Genomic DNA, 17,926 nt, shown 5'->3' with positions numbered 1-17,926 from the left:
ACCACCCCCACCCACCGGTGGCGAAGCCGCTCCGGCTGCACGGGGCCTGCACGTCAGCGCCCGTTCCGCCCCTCAGGTGCCGGCCCCCGGCCCCCGGAACGCGGCGCGACCGCGCCCACCGCGGTTTCCCGGAAGGACTCGTTCGTGAAGCGAAAGCTCGCCGCAGTCGCCGTACTCTCCGCCACCGCCCTGCTCACCGGTGTCGTCCAGGTGAGCACCGTGGCCATGGCGGACCCCGCCCCGCACTCCCGGGCCGCACAGCGCGCCGACCTGATCGCCCTGGCCAACGGCCAGGCCGGCAAGGTGGCCCACAGCCTGGCCCTGAGCGGCCAGGAGCAGCTGGTGGCCAAGGACGCCGTGGTGGACGCCGACGGCACCCGCCACCTGCGCTACGAGCGCACCTTCGCCGGCCTCCCGGTCCTGGGCGGCGACCTGGTGGTGCACCAGAAGGCCGACGGCTCGACCACCTCCGTGGACAAGGCCACCCGCGCGACCATCGCCCTGCCGAGCCTCACCCCGCAGATCCCCGCCGACAAGGCCGCCGCCCAGGCGACCGGCGCCGTGCAGTCCACCGTGGGCATCGCCGCCGACGAGGACGAGTCCCCGCTGACCGCCGTGCACCAGACCGGCAAGGCCGAACTGGTCGTGTGGGCCGCCGACGGCAACCCGCGCCTGGCGTACCGCACCACCGTCGAGGGCGTGCGCGCCGACGGCACCCCGAGCAGCCAGCTGCTGGTCACCGACGCGGCGAGCGGCCAGGTGCTCTCCAGCCACGAGCAGGTGCAGACCGCCACCGGCAGCGGCAAGGGCGTCTTCGTGGGCACCGTCCCGCTGACCACCACCCAGAGCGGCAGCTCCTACCAGCTGAAGGACGCGACCCGCGGCGGGCAGTCGACCTACACCCTGAAGAACAAGACCTCCGGCTCCGGCACGCTGGTCGCCAACACCACCAACAGCTTCGGCAACGGCCTCGCCACCAACGCCGAGTCCGCCGCCGTGGACGCCCAGTACGGCGCGGCGGCCACCTGGGACTTCTACAAGAACACCTTCGGCCGCAACGGCATCAAGAACGACGGCGTCGGCGCCACCAGCCGGGTCCACTACGGCTCCAACTACGTCAACGCCTTCTGGAGCGACAGCTGCTTCTGCATGACGTACGGCGACGGCGCCAGCAACACCCACCCGCTGACCGCGCTGGACGTGGCCGGCCACGAGATGACCCACGGCGTCACCTCCGCCACCGCCGGCCTCAACTACTCCGGTGAGTCCGGCGGCCTGAACGAGGCCACCTCGGACATCTTCGGCACCATGGTCGAGTGGTACGCCAACCTGCCCGCCGACAAGCCGGACTACCTGATCGGCGAGCAGATCAACATCAACGGCAACGGCACCCCGCTGCGCTACATGGACCAGCCGTCCAAGGACGGGCGCTCGGCCGACTACTGGTCGTCCTCGGTCGGCAACCTGGACGTCCACTACTCCTCCGGCGTGGCCAACCACTTCTTCTACCTGCTGGCCGAGGGCAGCGGCGCCAAGACCGTCAACGGCGTCAGCTACAACAGCCCGACCTACGACAACTCGACCCTGGCCGGCATCGGCCGGGACAAGGCGGCCGCGGTCTGGTACCGCGCGCTGACCACCTACTTCACCTCCACCACCAACTACGCCGCGGCCCGCACCGGCACCCTGAAGGCCGCCGCCGACCTGTACGGCGCGACCAGCGCCGAGTACAGCGCCGTCGCCGCGACCTGGGCCGCCGTCAACGTCAACTGACGCACCCCACAGGCGCATCGGACGCCCGGGACCTCCGGCGGGAGGTCCCGGGCGTCCGGCCGTTCGGGACGGCTGTCAAGTCCGTCCGGCTGGCGGAGTCCCGCCAGGGGGACGAACCGCCGAAACCGGGCAGCGGGCGGCACCCGAACCATCCGTACCGGGACTGGCGGTTCCTGGCCAATCCCCGGAGGCGCCCTGTCCATCCCTGCCAACGATTGTCATGCTTCTGACCACGTCCCGTCCGACCTCCGCCGCCCCACCCACTTCCGGCGGAACGTCAGGTACCGCGCGGGACCGGCACGTCCGCGCCCTACCGCCCCAACGGCGCCAACCCCGGCGCCCCGGTACGCGGCGCACCCGCACGCACCCGCGGGTCTCGTGGAAGGAACCCCCGTACGTGAAGCGAAAGCTGACTGTCGGAGCCGTACTCTCCGCCACCGCCCTGCTGGCCGGCGTCATCCAGATCGCCGCCGTCCCCGCCCAGGCCGCCGCCCCCTCGCCGGCGCAGCAGCAGTCCGCGCTGCTCGCGCTGGCCTCCGGGCAGAGCGCCCCGGTCGCCCAGGCCCTCGCCCTCGGCGGCCAGGAGAAGCTGGTGCCCAAGGACGTGGTGGCGGACAAGGACGGCACCCGCCACCTTCGGTACGACCGGACCTACGCGGGCCTTCCGGTGATCGGCGGCGACCTGGTCGTCCACCAGAAGGCCGACGGCTCGGTGAAGTCCGTCGACCAGGCCTTCGCCGGCCGGCTGTCGGTTCCCAGCCTGACCCCGGGTCTCGCCGCGCCCCAGGCCGCCGAGGCGGCCACCGCCGCGGTCCGAACGACCGTGGGCATCGCCGCCGACAAGGACGAGGCGGCGCTCGGCCGGGTCGACGGCGCCGGCGCGCCCGAGCTGGTCGTCTGGGCCGCCGACGGCACCCCGCGGCTGGCCCACCGCACGGTGGTCGAGGGCCAGCGCACGGACGGCACCCCGAGCCGCCAGGAGGTGATCACCGACGCCGCCACCGGCCAGGTGCTCGCCACCGACGAGAAGGTGCAGACCGCGACCGGCACCGGCAAGGGCGTCAACGTCGGCACCGTCACGCTGACCACCACCCAGAGCGGCAGCTCCTACCAGCTGAAGGACGCCTCCCGGGGCAACCAGTCCACCACCGACCTCAAGGGCGGCACCTCGGGCAGCGGCACGCTGTTCAGCAACACCACCAACTCCTGGGGCAACGGCTCGCCCTCCAACCGCGAGTCCGCCGCCGTGGACGCCCAGTTCGGCGCGGCGGCCACCTGGGACTACTACAAGAACACCTTCGGCCGCAACGGCATCAAGAACAACGGCGTCGGCGCCGCGAGCCGGGTGCACTACAGCACCAACTACGTCAACGCGTTCTGGGACGACTCCTGCTTCTGCATGACGTACGGCGACGGCTCCGGCAACACCCACCCGCTGACCGCCATCGACGTCTCCGGCCACGAGATGAGCCACGGCGTCACCTCCGCCACCGCCGGCCTGATCTACTCCGGCGAGTCCGGCGGCCTCAACGAGGCCACCTCGGACATCTTCGGCACCATGGTCGAGTGGTCCGCCAACCTGCCGGCCGACCCGCCGGACTACCTGATCGGCGAGAAGCTCAACATCAACGGCAACGGCACCCCGCTGCGCTACATGGACAAGCCCTCCAAGGACGGCGCCTCGGCCGACTACTGGTCCTCCACCGTCGGCAACAAGGACGTCCACTACTCCTCGGGCGTGGCCAACCACTTCTTCTTCCTGCTCGCCGAGGGCAGCGGGTCGAAGGTCATCAACGGGGTCAGCTACAACAGCCCGACCTCCAACGGCTCGACGGTGACCGGCATCGGCCGGACCAAGGCGGCCGCGATCTGGTACCGCGCGCTGACCGTCTACATGACCTCCACCACCAACTACAAGGCCGCCCGCACCGCGACCCTGAAGGCGGCCACCGACCTGTACGGCGCGACCAGCACCGAGTACAAGACGGTCGCGGCGGCCTGGAGCGCGGTGAACGTCAACTAGCGCAACGCCCACCGGCCGTCCCCGGCGCGAGCCGCCGGCGGGACCGGCCCGAGCCACCCCCGGTAAGAAACGGCGACAGGCTGCCGCGGCCCTTTGGGAGAGGAGGCCGTGGCAGCCTGTCGACCGTCCACGATGAAGCCGGGGCTCAGGCGGTGGCGGGCTTCAGCTCGCCCCGCTCCTCGCGGGCGAGCATCCGCTCGGCGAAGAAGCCGCCGGTGGGCACCACCGCGAGCACGAACAGCAGGATGCCGCGCTTGGCGTCCCACTTCTGCGCCTGCCAGGCCTGGATCCAGAAGACCACGTACAGGATGAACAGGATGCCGTGGACCATGCCCATCACCGGGACGGCGTCGAACGAGGTGGTCCGCTTCAGCACCGAGCAGATCAGCAGCAGGATGAAGGAGACCCCTTCGGGGCCGGAGACCAGGCGCAGGCGGTGGACGGCGCTGCTGTTCACGATGGATACCTCAATACGGGGGTCGGCGGCGCGGACGCACTTGTGAAGCGACTCACAAGCCTTCCGGCCCATTATCACCGAGCCCACGTCCGGGCCCTTGGCCGGGGGTGGCCACCGTGCCCGATCTCACAGCCCCGCCCGCCCTGTCACAGCTGTGTGCCGGAACGCCGCCGAACGCGACCGGCCGTCACCGGGAACCCCTATCCTGCTGCCCGCGCGCCCACCGAGCCGGGCGCCGACGCATCGCACACGGGGGGTACTCACCACATGTTCAAGCGCGACTGGGACCGCAGGACCTGTGCCAAGCGCGGGCACATCACCTACGCGCCGACGGAGCCCGAACTGTCCTCCCGGCTGCACGCCTCGACCGCCCTCGGCGACGCCTGGCGCTGCCTGCGCTGCGGTGACTTCGCCCTGGGCGCCCCGCACGGCTCCGGCCCGGCCGAGGAGGCGCCGCTGGTGCCGCGCGGCAAGGCGCTGCGGGACCTGTTCATCCTGCGCTTCCTGGCCATCGAGCGGGTGCTGCGCGGGCTGCTGATCATCGTGTTCGCCTGGGCCGTGTGGAAGTTCTCCAACAGCCAGGACGCGGTGCACCGGATCTTCGACGAGAACCTCACGGTCTTCAAGCCGGTCACCGACCACTTCCACTGGGACCTCGAACACGCCCCGATCGTCGAGACGATCCGCAAGACCTTCGACTTCAAGAAGAGCACCCTGCTGATCGTCGCGGGCGCGCTGGTCGCCTACGCGGTGATCGAGATCGTCGAAGCGGTCGGGCTGTGGCTGAACAAGCGCTGGGCCGAGTACCTGACCGTGGTCGCCACCGCGGCCTTCCTGCCGCTGGAGGGCTACGAGCTGAGCCACCACGTCAGCGCGGTGAAGATCTGCACCCTGGTGCTGAACATCGCGGCGGTGCTCTGGATCATGCTCTCCAAGCGCCTGTTCGGGCTGCGCGGCGGTGTGGTGGCCTTCGAGGCGGAGCGCCACTCGGCCTCGCTGCTGGAGGTCGAACAGGCGGCCGGCACCGTTCCGCACCCCGAACAGGGGGCGCACGCCCGGGCCTGACCGGCGCGTTTGTCGCAGGCTGGTACCAGTTGGCCCGCGCACCCTCGCCGGGCCGCGGCCGCAGCCGCTAGATTGCGGCCGTGGCACAGTTCAGACTCCAGGGATCGCGCGTGCTCGCCGTCGAGTTGGGCGGGGACGCCGTCAAGGCGCGACACGGTTCGATGGTCGCCTACACCGGGCAAATGGCCTTCAAGAAGTTGACCGGCGGCGGGGACGGCCTGCGCGGCATGGTCACCCGCCGGCTGACCGGCGAGAAGATGACGGTCATGGAGGTGAAGGGGCAGGGCACCTGCTACTTCGCCGACAAGGCCACCGAGATCAGTCTGGTCCGGCTGAACGGCGAGACGCTGTACGTCGAGTCGGACAACCTGCTCTGCACCGAGTCCGCCCTGCACACCGGCACCAGCTTCACCGGGCTGAACGGCATGTCCTCCGGCAACGGCCTGTTCACCACCAAGGTGGAGGGCCACGGCTGGGCGGCCGTCACCTCCAACGGTCCGGCCGTCATCCTCCGGGTGGACAAGAGCATGCCGCTGCGGGTGGACCCGGGCGCGTACGTGGCGCACACCGGCACCCTTCAGCGCAGCCTGAAGTCGGGCGCGGGCTGGACCACGGTGATCGGCGAGGGCGGCGGCGAGGCCGTCCAGATCGAGTTCACCGGCGACGGCCTGGTGTACGTCCAGCCCTCCGAGAAGGTCACCATCGGGGGTGACGTCTGATGGGCTTCACGAAGATCAACGGCAAGATGGTCGAGGCCCAGGTGGTGCCCGGGCAGCGGCTGTTCAGCCAGCGCGGCGCGATGCTCGCGTACAGCGGCGAGGTGCGCTTCACACCGAACATCACCGGCGGGCAGGGCGGCGTGATGTCGATGATCGGCCGCCGGGTGGCCAACGAGGACACCCCGCTGATGACCGTCGAGGGCCAGGGCCGGGTGATGTTCGGCCACGGCGGCCACCACGTCCACGTGATCGACCTGTTCGGCGACACCCTGTACGTCGAGGCGGACCGGTTGCTCGCCTTCGAGGGCACGCTGCGGCAGTCCACCATGTTCATGGGCTCGCAGGGCGGGGTGATGGGCATGGTCCGCGGCCAGGTCACCGGGCAGGGCCTGTTCACCACCAAGCTGGAGGGCCAGGGCTCGGTCGCGGTGATGGCCCACGGCGGCGTCTTCGAGCTGCCGATCGTCCCCGGCCAGTCGGTGCACGTCGACCCGCAGGCGTACGTGGCGCACCGCGGTGACGTCCGCAACAAGCTGTCCACGGCGCTGGGTTGGCGCGACATGATCGGCCGCGGCTCGGGCGAGGCGTTCCAGCTGGAACTGTCCGGGCAGGGCGCGGTGTACGTCCAGGCGAGCGAGGAGAAGCTCTGATGTCCTACCCGCCGCAGCCCCCGTACGGCTCGCCGCACAACCAGCCGACCCAGCCCGGCTTCGCCGTCCCGCCGCCCCCGCCGAACTACGGCCCGCCGCACGGCTACCCGCCTCCCGGCGGCCACCCGCAGCAGGGCGGCTACCCGCCGCCCCCGCCGGCCCACCAGCCTCCGCCGCCCCCGCAGCAGCCGTACGGCCAGCAACAGCCCTACGCCCAGGAGCAGTTCGGCGGCCCGGTGGCCCCGCTTCCGACCGGCCACGGCGACACCGGGCCCGCGGTGTGGGACGTCCACAGCCTGCCGGCCGGCGACAACGTCAACCCGTACGCCTTCTCGGTCGACCTGAACGGCTCGTACTTCCTCCAGAAGGGCAAGATGGTCGCCTACTACGGCGACATCACCTTCAAGGGCGTCGGCGCCGGGGCGATCGACCGGATGCTCGGGCAGCACTTCAACTCGCCGATGCACGCGGCGGACTGGGTGGTCGCCGAGGGCCGCGGCAAGCTGCTGCTGGCCGACCGGGCGTTCGACCTCAACTCGTACGACCTGGACGAGGGCAACCTGACCGTCCGCTCCGGCAACCTGCTGGCGTTCGACCCGACGCTGCGGCTCAAGCAGTCGATCATCCCGGGCTTCCTGACCCTGATCGGCACCGGCCGCTTCGTCGCCGCCTCCAACGGGCCGGTGCACTTCGTCGAGCCGCCGATCCGGGTGGACCCGCAGGCGCTGGTCGGCTGGGCGGACTGCCCTGCGCCGTGCCACCACTACGACCACGACTACATGCACGGGCTGATCGGCGGCCTGCGCCGGCTGACCGGCTTCGGCGGCGCCTCCGGCGAGGAGCACCAGTTCGAGTTCATCGGCGCCGGCCAGGTGCTGCTGCAATCGAGTGAAAAGCTGATGGCGGAGCGGTCGGTCGGACAGGTCGGGGCGGAGGCGGGGGTGCCGGTCGGCGGGGTGCCGACCCAGCCGGGCGGGCACGGCGGCGGGAACCCGAACCTGCCGGGCCTCGGTAACCTGGGCGACCTCGGTCGACGTTTCGGTCTGTAAACTGGTACAAGATTGAACTAAATTCGGCTATGCTGGATGCCATGGATACGCACACGATCGACGCCGCTGACACCCCTCCGTCGCAGCCCGAAGAGGAGACTCCCTGGCTGACCGCCAGGGAGCAGCGGATGTGGCGCGCCCATCTGGAGGTCGCCAAGCTGCTGGAGTACCAGCTCAGCCGCGAACTCCAGCCGCACAACCTGGCGATCAACGACTACGAGATCCTGGTCGTGCTCTCCGAGGCCCCGGACCGCCGGATGCGGATGACCGACCTCGCGACCGCCACCCTCCAGTCGAAGAGCCGCCTCTCCCACCAGATCACCCGGATGGAGAACGCCGGCCTGGTGCTCCGCCAGGAGTGCCCTGGCGACCGCCGCGGCCTCTACGCCCACCTCACCGAGCACGGCTGGGAGACCATGCAGCGGGTCGCCCCGGACCACGTGCGCAGCGTCCGGGCCCACTTCATCGACCGCTTCACCCCGGAACAGCTCGACGACATGTACCAGGCGCTCTCCCCCGTCGCCGAACACCTCCGCGGCCTGCGCGGCAAGCCGTAGGGGCGCCGCTCCGTCCCTCGGCCTCCCACCCGGAAGGCCGAGGGACGACAGAGGGCGAGGGTGGGGTCACAGCGACCGCCCGTTCGCGAACTCAGCTCTGCGTCAGGCCGGCGACCAGTTCGTCGGCCGCGCCGTACGGGTCCAGGGCACCCTCGGCCACCCGTTCGGCCAGTACGGCCAGGCGCCGGTCCCCGTGCAGGTCGCCGATCCGGGCGCGCAGCTCGGCCAGCGCGATCGCCTCGACCTCCTCCGCGGCCCGGCGGCGGCGCCGCACGGCGAGCTCGCCGTGCTCCTCCAGCCAGGCGCGGTGCTTCTCCAGCGCCTCGACCACCTCGTCCACGCCCTCGCCGCGGGCCGCGACGGTCTTGACGATCGGCGGGCGCCAGTCCCCCGGCTCCCGGGCCTCGCCGAGGCCCAGCATGTGGTTGAGCTCCCGCGCGGTGGCGTCGGCGCCGTCCCGGTCGGCCTTGTTGACCACGAAGACGTCGCCGATCTCCAGGATCCCGGCCTTGGCCGCCTGGATGCCGTCGCCCATCCCGGGGGCCAGCAGCACCACGGTGGTGTCGGCCTGGGCGGCGACCTCGACCTCGGACTGACCCACCCCGACGGTCTCCACCAGGATCACCTCGCAGCCGGCCGCGTCCATCACCCGCAGCGCCTGCGGCGCCGCCCAGGAGAGCCCGCCGAGGTGGCCGCGGGTGGCCATCGAGCGGATGAACACCTCCGGGTCGGTGGCGTGGTCCTGCATCCGCACCCGGTCACCCAGCAGCGCGCCGCCGGAGAACGGCGAGGACGGGTCGACGGCCAGCACCCCGACCCGCTTGCCGAGCCGCCGGTAGGCGGAGACCAGCGCCGAGGTGGAGGTGGACTTGCCGACCCCGGGCGAACCGGTCAGGCCCACCGTGTACGCCCGCCCGGTGTACGGCGCGAGCGCGGCCATCGCCTCCCGCAGCTGCGGCGCGGCGTTCTCGACCAGCGTGATCAGCCGGGCGACCGCCCGCGGCCGGCCCTCCCGGGCCTGCTCGACCAGCGTGGCGACATCGATCATCAGGAGCTCCTAGCGCAGGCGCAGATGCCGAGGCTGCGGACCGCTCGTGGCGGTCCGCAGCCCTGGAGACCAGATCGGCCGGTCAGGCCTTCGGGACACGCACGATCAGCGCGTCGCCCTGGCCGCCGCCGCCGCACAGCGCGGCCGCGCCGACCCCGCCGCCACGGCGCTGCAGCTCCAGCGCCAGGGTCAGCACCACGCGGGCGCCGGACATCCCGATCGGGTGGCCGAGCGCGATGGCGCCGCCGTTGACGTTGACGATGTCGGAGGAGACGCCCAGGTCCTTCATGGACTGGTGGGCGACGGCCGCGAACGCCTCGTTGATCTCGATCAGGTCGAGGTCGGCGACCTCCAGGCCCTCCTTGACCAGCGCGTGCTTGATCGCGTTGGACGGCTGCGACTGGAGCGAGTTGTCCGGGCCGGCCACGTTGCCGTGCGCGCCGATCTCGGCGATCCAGCTCAGGCCCAGCTCCTCGGCCTTGGCCTTGCTCATCACGACCACGGCGGCGGCGCCGTCGGAGATCTGCGAGGAGGTGCCGGCGGTGATCGTGCCGTCCTTGGCGAAGGCGGGGCGCAGCTTGGCCAGGCCCTCGACGGTGGTGTCCGCGCGGATGCCCTCGTCCTGGCTGAACAGCACCGGCTCGCCCTTGCGCTGCGGGATGGCGACCGGGACGATCTCGGCGTCGAAGACCCCGTCGGCCTGCGCCTTGGCGGCCCGCTGGTGGGAGGCGGCGGCGATCTCGTCCTGCACCTCGCGCGGGATGCCCAGGCGGGTGTTGTGCTTCTCGGTGGACTCGCCCATCGGGATGTTCTCGTAGGCGTCGGTGAGGCCGTCGTGCGCCATCGCGTCGAGCATCGCGATCGCGCCGTACTTGAAGCCCTCGCGGGACTTCGGCAGCAGGTGCGGGGCGTTGGTCATCGACTCCTGGCCGCCGGCCACCACGATGTCGAACTCGCCGGCGCGGATCAGCTGGTCGGCCAGCGCGATGGCGTCGAGGCCGGAGAGGCAGACCTTGTTGATGGTCAGTGCGGGGACGTTCATCGGGATGCCGGCCTTGACGGCGGCCTGGCGGGCGGGGATCTGGCCGGCGCCGGCCTGGAGCACCTGGCCCATGATCACGTACTGGACCTGCTCGCCGGTGATCCCGGCCCGCTCCAGGGCCGCCTTGATCGCGACGCCGCCGAGGTCGGCACCGGAGAAGCCCTTGAGGGAGCCCAGCAGGCGGCCCATCGGGGTCCGCGCACCGGCAACGATCACAGAGGTGGTGTTGGTCATGGGACGGGCCCCTTCGCACGTCGTGGCCAGGTGAGGATGCGCTCAATGTACTGACCTGTTACCCGCCCGTCACCGGAGCGACGGTGTGATCGAGCGCACTGGCACGATCCAGTCAACACCGTGCCGACCCGCTCCGGGTGAACCGCCCGCCGTGTGAGCAGGCTCGCACCCCCGGTACTGGCGCCCGTCGCCGGCCATGCGCTGCACTTGGTGCACCTTCCCCCCGACTACCCGGAGGTCGCCGTGCTGACCCGAATCGACCACATCGGCATCGCCTGCCGAGACCTCGACAAGACGGTCGAGTTCTACCGCGCCACCTACGGCTTCGAGGTCTTCCACTCCGAGGTCAACGAGGAGCAGGGCGTCCGCGAGGCCATGCTGCGGATCAACGGCACCGACGACGGCGGCGCCTCCTACCTCCAGCTGCTGGAGCCCACCCGGCCCGACTCCACCGTGGCCAAGTGGCTGGAGAAGAACGGCGAGGGCGTGCACCACATCGCCTTCGGCACCGCGGACGTGGACGGCGACGCCGAGGCCATCCGCGGCAAGGGCGTCCGGGTCCTCTACGACGAGCCCCGGATCGGCTCGATGGGGTCGCGGATCACCTTCCTGCACCCCAAGGACTGCGGCGGCGTGCTGACCGAACTGGTCACCTCCGCGCAGCAGGGCCAGGACGAGCACTGATCCCCTCCCGGCCCGCCCCGGGGCGGTCGGCGCCCCGGCGGCAGCCGACGGTCCGTCGGTCATGACCCATCAGTAACCTGGCGGGAAGAGCCGGAAAACCCCCCTGCGGCCATTCCCCCACAGTGTGCTCCCACTACAATGCCCAGGTGCGCGAAGGCTCCGGGGGACGGAGGCGACGGGCACGGCCGAAGACAGGCCCGACCGCCCTCCGGCGGTCGGCCCGTCGCAAGGGGAGTCCATTACGCGGGCACGGCTGAACAGTCGCAAGACGGATCTGTCACCATTCTCCACAAGGCAAGAGTTCGCCCAGGAGTCCACCCGGACGGGGGAACGCGGCATTCCCGCGCTCCCACGCCCCGGACTCCGACGACCGCAACGGGCGGCCCCGGCATGGCGGGGAGCCGTCCACCGGCTGCGGATGCAAGGACCAGTCGGACCGGCCCCCGGGAATCGGGAGCCCGGAACCGGCCGGGTCGAGGACGCGACCAGGAGATGGATGGGACCGCGGAGTGCGGGGCAACGACCGCTACGAGGCTGACGATCACCTCTCCCAGTTCGAGGCCGAGATGGGTCGGACTCGGAAGGAGCGGGACAAGGCAGTCGAGCATGCCGAGGACCTCGCCTACCAGGTGGAGGTGCTCCGGGCGAAGCTGCACGAGTCCCGTCGCATGCTCGCCCAGCCGCGCGCCTTCGACGCCGTCTCCGGCCAGGCCGAGCAGATGCTCCGCACCGCCGAGATGCAGGCCCAGCAGCTGCGCGCCGACGCCGAGCGCCAGCTGCGCGACTCCCAGGCCGCCACCCAGCGGATCATGGCCGAGGCCGCCGAGCGCACCGCCCGGCTGGAGGCCGAGCTCGCCGCCCGCCGCCGCCAGCTGGAGGACGAGCTCGCCGAACTGCGCCGCTCCGCCGAGCAGCACGTCAACGGCTGGGCCGAGCAGACCCGGGCCGGCTCCGAGCAGGAGGCCCAGCGCCTGCTCCAGGACGCCCGCGCCGAGTCCGAGCGGATGGTCGCCGCCGCCCGCGCGGAGGCCGTCGCCCTCTCCGACCAGGCCCGCGCCCAAACCGCCGCCGACGTGGACGCCGCCCGCGGCGAGGCCCAGGCCGCCGCCGAGGCCGCCCTGCAGCGGGCCCAGAGCGACGCCGAGCGCCTGCTGCGCGCCGCCTCCGAGCAGGCCCAGCAGGCCGGCGCCCAGGCCGCCGCCGATGTGGACGCCGCCCGCGGCGAGGCCCAGCAGCAGCTGGCCGCCGCGCACGCCGCCGCCGAAGGCCAGCTGGCCGCCGCCCAGGCCGAGATCGGCCGGCTCAAGGCGCAGGCCGCCGCCGAGCAGGCCCGGGCCGAGCAGCAGCTCGCCGCGGCCAAGGCCGAGATAGACCGGCTGCGCGCCGAGGCGATCGCCGAGGCGGAGCGCACCCGTCACGAGGCCGCAGCACTGCGTGCCCAGGCCGAACAGGCCGCCGAGCAGCTCCAGGCCGACGCCGAGGCCGCCGCCGAGCGCAAGGTCGCCGACGGCGAGGCCGCCAACGAGCAGCGCTCGCAGACCGCCCGGGCCGAGGTGGCCCGGATGGTCGCCCAGGCCACCAAGGAGGCCTCGGCGATCCGCGCCGAGGCCGAGGCCGTCCGCGCCGAAGCCGCCACCAAGCAGGCCCAGGCCGACGCCGCCAAGGCCGCCGCGGCCGAGGAGGGCGAGCGGCTGCGGGCCACCGCCGAATCGGTGGCCGCCGAACTGAAGGCCGAGGCCGAAGCGGCGATCGCCGAACTGCGCGCCCTGGCCGAGCGGGACGTCGCCGAGCTGCGCGCGCAGGCCGCGGCCGACGCCCAGCGGCTGCGCGGCGAGGCCCAGGAGGAGGGCCGGGCGGCCGGCGCCAAGGACGCCACCGTCCACCTCGCGAAGGCCGCCAAGACCGCCGAGGAGGTGCTCGGCCAGGCCAACAAGGACGCCGAGACCGCCCGTGGTGAGGCCGCCGCCGAGGCCGAGCGGATCCGCGCCGAGGCCGCCGCCGAGGCGCAGCGGCTGCGCGAGCAGGCCCAGGCCGCCGTCGAGCAGGCCCAGAACGCCGCCCTGGACGACGCCGCCGCGATCCGCGAGCAGATCGAGCGGATGCAGGACGAGGCGGCCCGGCTGCGGGCCGAGGCCGAGGAGCTGCGCGCCCAGGCCGCCGCCGAGGCCGACCGGGTGCGCGGCGAGGCCCGCCGCCAGGCCGTGGTCCAGATCGAGGAGTCGGCGAAGAACGCCGAGGAACTGCTCACCAAGGCCAAGGCCGACGCAGACGAGCTGCGTGCGGGTGCCGCCGGGGAGATCGAGCGGCTGCGCGAGCAGGCCCAGAAGCAGGCCGCCGAGACCCAGGGCCGGGCCGAGCAGACCCTGACGCGGGCCCGCGCCGAGGCCGGGAAGATCACCGAGGCCGCCGAGCAGCAGAGCCAGGACGCGCTCGCCGCCGCCAAGGCCGCGGCCGCCGAGAACCGGTCCGCAGCCGAGCGCGAGACCGCTGAACTCCGGCGCGAGGCAACCGAGTTCGACCAGCGGGTGCGCACCGAGGCGATCGCCGAGGCGGAGGCCCTGACCACCGAGGCTCAGGCTGAGGCGAACGCCGTCCGGGACGCCGCGGTGGCCGACGCCGAACGGGTGCGCACCGAGGCCGACACCGAGGCCGCCCGGACCCGGGCCGAGTCCGAGGCGGCCGCGAACGCGCTGCGCGAGGAGAGCCGGCGCGAACGCGAGGAGGCCGCCGCCGGGCTGCGGCGCGAACGCGAGGAGACCGCCGCCGGGCTGCGGCGCGAACGCGAGGAGACCGCCGAGCAGCTGGACGCCGCCGAGGCCGCCCGCGAGCAGGCCGAGCAGGCCGCCGCGCAGACCCGGGCGGAGGCCGAGCAGGACGCCGCCGAGCTGCGCGCCCTGGCCCAGCGCGAGACCACCCAGCAGCGCGAGACCGCCGAGGCCTACGCCGACCGCGTCCGCACCGAGGCCGAACAGCACGCCACCGAGCTCACCAAGCGCACCGCCGCCGAGACCGCCGAGGTCCGCGAGGCGGCCGACAAGCACAGCGCCGAGGTCCGCGAGGCGGCCGACAAGCACAGCGCCGAGGTCCGCGAGGCCGCCGACGCCTACGCCGCCGAACAGCGCACCGCCGCCGACACCTACGCGACGGAGACCCGGGCGGAGGCCGAGCAGGACGCCACCGAGCTGCGCGCCCTGGCCCAGCGCGAGACCACCCAGCAGCGCGAGACCGCCGAGGCCTACGCCGACCGCGTCCGCACCGAGGCCGAACAGCACGCCACCGAGCTCACCAAGCGCACCGCCGCCGAAACCGCCGAGGTCCGCGAGGCGGCCGACAAGCACAGCGCCGAGGTCCGCGAGGCGGCCGACAAGCACAGCGCCGAGGTCCGCGAGGCCGCCGACGCCTACGCCGCCGAACAGCGCACCGCCGCCGAACAGCACAGCACCGAAGTCCGCGAGGCCGCCGACGCCTACGCCGCCGAACAGCGCACCGCCGCCGACGAGGTGTTGGAGCGCGCCGAGGCCACCGCCGAGCAGCGCCGCGCCGAGGCCGCCAAGGACGCCAAGGCCACCCGTGAGAAGGCCGCCGCCGAGCTGGCCCTGGCCAACGAGCAGGCCGGGACCGTCCGGGCCGAGGCCGGCCGCCAGCTGTCCGAGGCCCGCGCCACCGCCGACGGCATCCGCACCGAGGCCACCGCCGAGCTGGAGCAGGCCAAGGCCGACCGCGCCGAGCTGATCGCCACCGCCAAGGCCGAGGGCGCCGAGCTGGTCGCCACCGCCGAGGAGGAGGCCGCCGAGGTCCGCCAGTCGGTGGCCGGCATGTACGAGGCCGCCGCCGAGCAGATCGCCGCGCTCAAGGCCACCGCCGAGCAGGAGGCCACCGAGGTCCGCGAGGCCGCCGAGCAGGACGCCACCGAGCTGCGCGCCCTCGCCGAGCGGGAGACCACCGAGCAGCGCGAGTCCGCCGACGCGTACGCCGCCGAGCTGCGTGCCCTGGTCGAGCGCGAGACCGCCGAACAGCGCGAGCTCGTCGACCGCGAGACCGCCGACCTGCGCGCCCGCACCGAGGCCGAGACCACCGCCCTGCGCGAGCAGACCGAGCTGGAGCTGGCCGCCGAGCGGGAGGCCGCCGAGAACGAGCTTGGCCGGCTGCGCGCCGAGGCCCTGGCGTACGACGAGCAGCTGCGTGCGGACGCCGAGGCCGAGTTGCGCGCCGCCCAGGAGGCCGCCGAGCAGCTGCGCGCCGACGCCGAGGCGCAGGCCGCCCGTACGGTGGCCGAGGCCGAGGCCCAGGGCGCCCGCACCGTCGCCGACGCCGAGGAGCTGTCCGCCGGCCTGCGCGCCGAGGCCGAGGAGTACGCCCTCGCCACCCGCACCCTGGCCGACGAGTACGACTCCGACACCCACTCCCGCGCCGACGCCTACGACGCGCAGACCCGGGAGGCCGCCGAGCAGTTCGACAAGGCCACCCGGGACCAGGCCAAGTCCGTCCTGGAGAAGGCCTTCGCGGACGCCGAGGCGCTCGGGGAGGACGCCCAGACGACCGCACTGGCCACCACCGCCGCCGCCGAGGAGCAGGCGGACGCGATGGTCGCCGCCGCCCGCAAGGAGGCCGACCGGCTGGTCGCCGCCGGCGAGGCGGCCGGTCAGGCCGAGGTCGAGAAGGGCCGCTCCGACGCGGACGCCCTGCTCGCCGAGGCCCGCCGGGACGCGACCGCGATCCGCGAGCGCGCCGAGGAGCTGCGCGAGCGCACCGACGCCGAGGTCGAGGCCCTGCACGAGCGCGCCCGCAAGGAGAACGCGGCGGCCATGAAGTCGGCCGGCGAGCGGGTGGACGCGCTGGTGACGGCTGCCCAGGAGCAGCTGACCGAGGCCGAGGAGCAGGCGGTGTCCACCGTCGCCGAGGCCGAGGACCGCGCAACGGCCCTGGTCGCCGCGGCCGAGGACCGGGCGGCCGAGCTGACCTCGGAGGCCTCCGCGGAGGCCAGCAAGGTCCGGATCTCCGCCGTCCGCAAGGCCGAGGGCCTGCTGAAGGAGGCGGAGACCAAGCTCGCCGACTCCACCAACCGCGCCGAGGCGCTCATCGTCAAGGCCGAGGCCAAGCTGCAGTCGGCCGAGACCGAGGCCGAGGAGCGGCTGGACCAGGCCTCCGCCGAGGCGGAGAAGCGGCTGCGGGACGCCGACGAGGCCGCGGACGAGCAGATCGAGCTGGCGAAGGCGGAGGCCGAGCGGCTGCTCGCCGAGGCGAAGGCCGAGGCGAAGCGGGCCACTGACGAGGGCCGGCGCGAGCTGGACGAACTGGTGCGCCGCCGCAAGGACATCAACACCGAGATCTCCAGGGTCCAGGACGTGCTGTCCGCCCTGGAGGCATTCGAGGCGCCGTCACCGGTCGCCCAGGCCAACGGGGGAAGCAGCAGCAAGAAGGACGGGGGTGCCAAGGCCGGTGCCGGAGTTGGCTCCCCCCGGTCGGGTGGCAATCGCTCCAAGAGCTCACCACCCGATTGAGCGGACATTGGCGGTCATTGTCCGTGAGAGAACGACGTATAGCCGTCGACACTCCGGTACCGTGTCAGGATTCCCTCAACCACCTCAGCGGTTTGACGACAGGAAGCCCAGAACCCCATGAGCGACAGTCACTCCCCTCACGGCTTCGACCTGGTGCGCCGTGGGTACGAGCGCGCCCAGGTCGACGAGCGGATCACCAAGCTGGTGGCCGACCGTGACAGTGCCTTGACCCGGATCAGCGCGCTGGAGAAGCGCATCGAGGAGCTCCACCTGGAGACCCAGTCCGCCCAGGCTGCGGTCGTCGAGCAGGAGCCCTCCTACGCCGGTCTCGGCGCCCGGGTCGAGAAGATCCTGCGACTCGCCGAGGAGGAGGCCAAGGACCTGCGCGACGAGGCGCACCGCGCCGCCGAGCAGCACCGCGAGCTCGCCGAGGCCGCTGCCCAGCAGGTCCGCACCGAGGCCGAGAACTACGCCAAGGACCGCAAGGCCAAGGCGGAGGACGAGGGGCTGCGGATCGTCGACAAGTCCAAGAGCGACGCCGCCCAGCTGCGCGCCGAGGCCAACAAGGACGCCCAGAACAAGCGCGAGGAGGCGGACGCCCTCTTCGAGGACACCCGCACCAAGGCCGCCCAGGCCGCGCTGGAGTTCGAGACCAACCTGGCCAAGCGCCGCGAGCAGTCCGAGCGCGACCTGGCCGCCCGTCAGGCCAAGGCCGAGAAGCGCCTGGCCGAGATCGAGCACCGGGCCGAGCAGCTGCGCCTGGAGGCCGAGAAGCTGCGCACCGACGCCGAGCGCCGCGCCCGCCAGACCGTCGAGACGGCCCAGCGCCAGTCCGAGGACATCGTGGCCGACGCCAACGCCAAGGCGGACCGCATCCGCAGCGAATCCGAGCGCGAGCTGGCGGCGCTCACCAACCGCCGCGACAGCATCAACGCCCAGCTGACCAACGTCCGCGAGATGCTGGCGACGCTGACCGGCGCGGCCGTGGCCGCCGCCTCGCTGCCGAACGACGACACCATGGGCGTGCCCGCCCAGCAGTCGCGCTGACGCACGCCGGACCGAGCAGCACCGCAGGCCCTCACCCGCCCGGGTGAGGGCCTGTCGGCTTTCGCGCCGTCATGGCC

At 72.9% G+C, this 17,926-nt stretch carries 13 protein-coding genes; 10 read left to right on the top strand and 3 right to left on the bottom strand.

Annotation, left to right across the window (positions count from 1 at the left end; translation table 11 throughout):
• Positions 1-144: 144 nt before the first annotated feature.
• Entirely contained in the window at positions 145-1,773 is a 1,629-nt protein-coding gene (locus ACIRRH_RS05695) for a M4 family metallopeptidase (RefSeq protein WP_403062190.1), read from the top strand.
• A gap of 397 nt (positions 1,774-2,170) precedes the next feature.
• On the top strand, positions 2,171-3,796 hold the full coding sequence (locus ACIRRH_RS05690; protein ID WP_403062187.1) for a M4 family metallopeptidase: 1,626 nt from the start codon (positions 2,171-2,173) through the stop codon (positions 3,794-3,796).
• Between the two features lie 145 nt (positions 3,797-3,941).
• Here the strand turns inward: ACIRRH_RS05690 and ACIRRH_RS05685 are convergent, their stop codons facing one another.
• Complete coding sequence (locus ACIRRH_RS05685; RefSeq protein ID WP_403062184.1) at positions 3,942-4,253, bottom strand: DUF3817 domain-containing protein; 312 nt, start codon at positions 4,251-4,253, stop codon at positions 3,942-3,944.
• Between the two features lie 267 nt (positions 4,254-4,520).
• Here ACIRRH_RS05685 and ACIRRH_RS05680 point away from each other — a divergent pair, with 267 nt between their 5' ends.
• The 5 genes from ACIRRH_RS05680 to ACIRRH_RS05660 all read left to right on the top strand — a co-directional run bounded on the left by ACIRRH_RS05680 (position 4,521) and on the right by ACIRRH_RS05660 (position 8,293).
• Positions 4,521-5,318, top strand: coding sequence for a DUF2127 domain-containing protein (locus tag ACIRRH_RS05680; protein ID WP_403062181.1), 798 nt, complete (start codon positions 4,521-4,523; stop codon positions 5,316-5,318).
• A gap of 80 nt (positions 5,319-5,398) precedes the next feature.
• Positions 5,399-6,037, top strand: a complete 639-nt coding sequence (locus tag ACIRRH_RS05675) for an AIM24 family protein (RefSeq protein WP_403062178.1) — start codon at positions 5,399-5,401, stop codon at positions 6,035-6,037.
• On the top strand, positions 6,037-6,687 hold the full coding sequence (locus tag ACIRRH_RS05670; RefSeq protein ID WP_403062175.1) for an AIM24 family protein: 651 nt from the start codon (positions 6,037-6,039) through the stop codon (positions 6,685-6,687). The genes ACIRRH_RS05675 and ACIRRH_RS05670 overlap by 1 nt, the downstream gene beginning before the upstream one ends.
• 236 nt (positions 6,688-6,923) lie before the next feature.
• The gene (locus ACIRRH_RS05665; RefSeq protein WP_403062439.1) at positions 6,924-7,736 is read left to right on the top strand and encodes an AIM24 family protein; all 813 of its coding nucleotides are present in this window, start codon (positions 6,924-6,926) and stop codon (positions 7,734-7,736) included.
• Positions 7,737-7,777: 41 nt separating this feature from the next.
• Positions 7,778-8,293 (top strand): MarR family winged helix-turn-helix transcriptional regulator, encoded by a 516-nt coding sequence (locus ACIRRH_RS05660; RefSeq protein ID WP_224281210.1) that lies wholly within the window; start codon positions 7,778-7,780, stop codon positions 8,291-8,293.
• 91 nt (positions 8,294-8,384) lie between these two features.
• Here ACIRRH_RS05660 and meaB read toward each other — a convergent pair whose 3' ends face one another.
• Both meaB and ACIRRH_RS05650 read right to left on the bottom strand, forming a co-directional pair.
• The gene (gene meaB / locus ACIRRH_RS05655; RefSeq protein ID WP_403062172.1) at positions 8,385-9,341 is read right to left on the bottom strand and encodes a methylmalonyl Co-A mutase-associated GTPase MeaB; all 957 of its coding nucleotides are present in this window, start codon (positions 9,339-9,341) and stop codon (positions 8,385-8,387) included.
• 82 nt (positions 9,342-9,423) lie between these two features.
• Positions 9,424-10,617, bottom strand: a complete 1,194-nt coding sequence (locus tag ACIRRH_RS05650; protein ID WP_403062169.1) for an acetyl-CoA C-acetyltransferase — start codon at positions 10,615-10,617, stop codon at positions 9,424-9,426.
• A 243-nt stretch (positions 10,618-10,860) separates the two neighbouring features.
• Here ACIRRH_RS05650 and mce point away from each other — a divergent pair, with 243 nt between their 5' ends.
• The 3 genes from mce to ACIRRH_RS05635 all read left to right on the top strand — a co-directional run bounded on the left by mce (position 10,861) and on the right by ACIRRH_RS05635 (position 17,849).
• On the top strand, positions 10,861-11,301 hold the full coding sequence (gene mce / locus ACIRRH_RS05645; RefSeq protein WP_224281218.1) for a methylmalonyl-CoA epimerase: 441 nt from the start codon (positions 10,861-10,863) through the stop codon (positions 11,299-11,301).
• 509 nt (positions 11,302-11,810) lie between these two features.
• Positions 11,811-16,802, top strand: coding sequence for a hypothetical protein (locus ACIRRH_RS05640; RefSeq protein WP_403062166.1), 4,992 nt, complete (start codon positions 11,811-11,813; stop codon positions 16,800-16,802).
• 117 nt (positions 16,803-16,919) lie between these two features.
• Positions 16,920-17,849 (top strand): cellulose-binding protein, encoded by a 930-nt coding sequence (locus ACIRRH_RS05635; protein ID WP_224283202.1) that lies wholly within the window; start codon positions 16,920-16,922, stop codon positions 17,847-17,849.
• Positions 17,850-17,926 lie beyond the last annotated feature (77 nt).

The sequence above is a fragment of the Kitasatospora sp. NPDC101235 genome, from assembly GCF_044767505.1.
Classification (GTDB): Bacteria; Actinomycetota; Actinomycetes; order Streptomycetales; family Streptomycetaceae; genus Kitasatospora.
The sequence above is the reverse complement of the archived record's forward strand: the minus strand, read 5'-3'. Positions and strand labels throughout refer to the sequence as shown.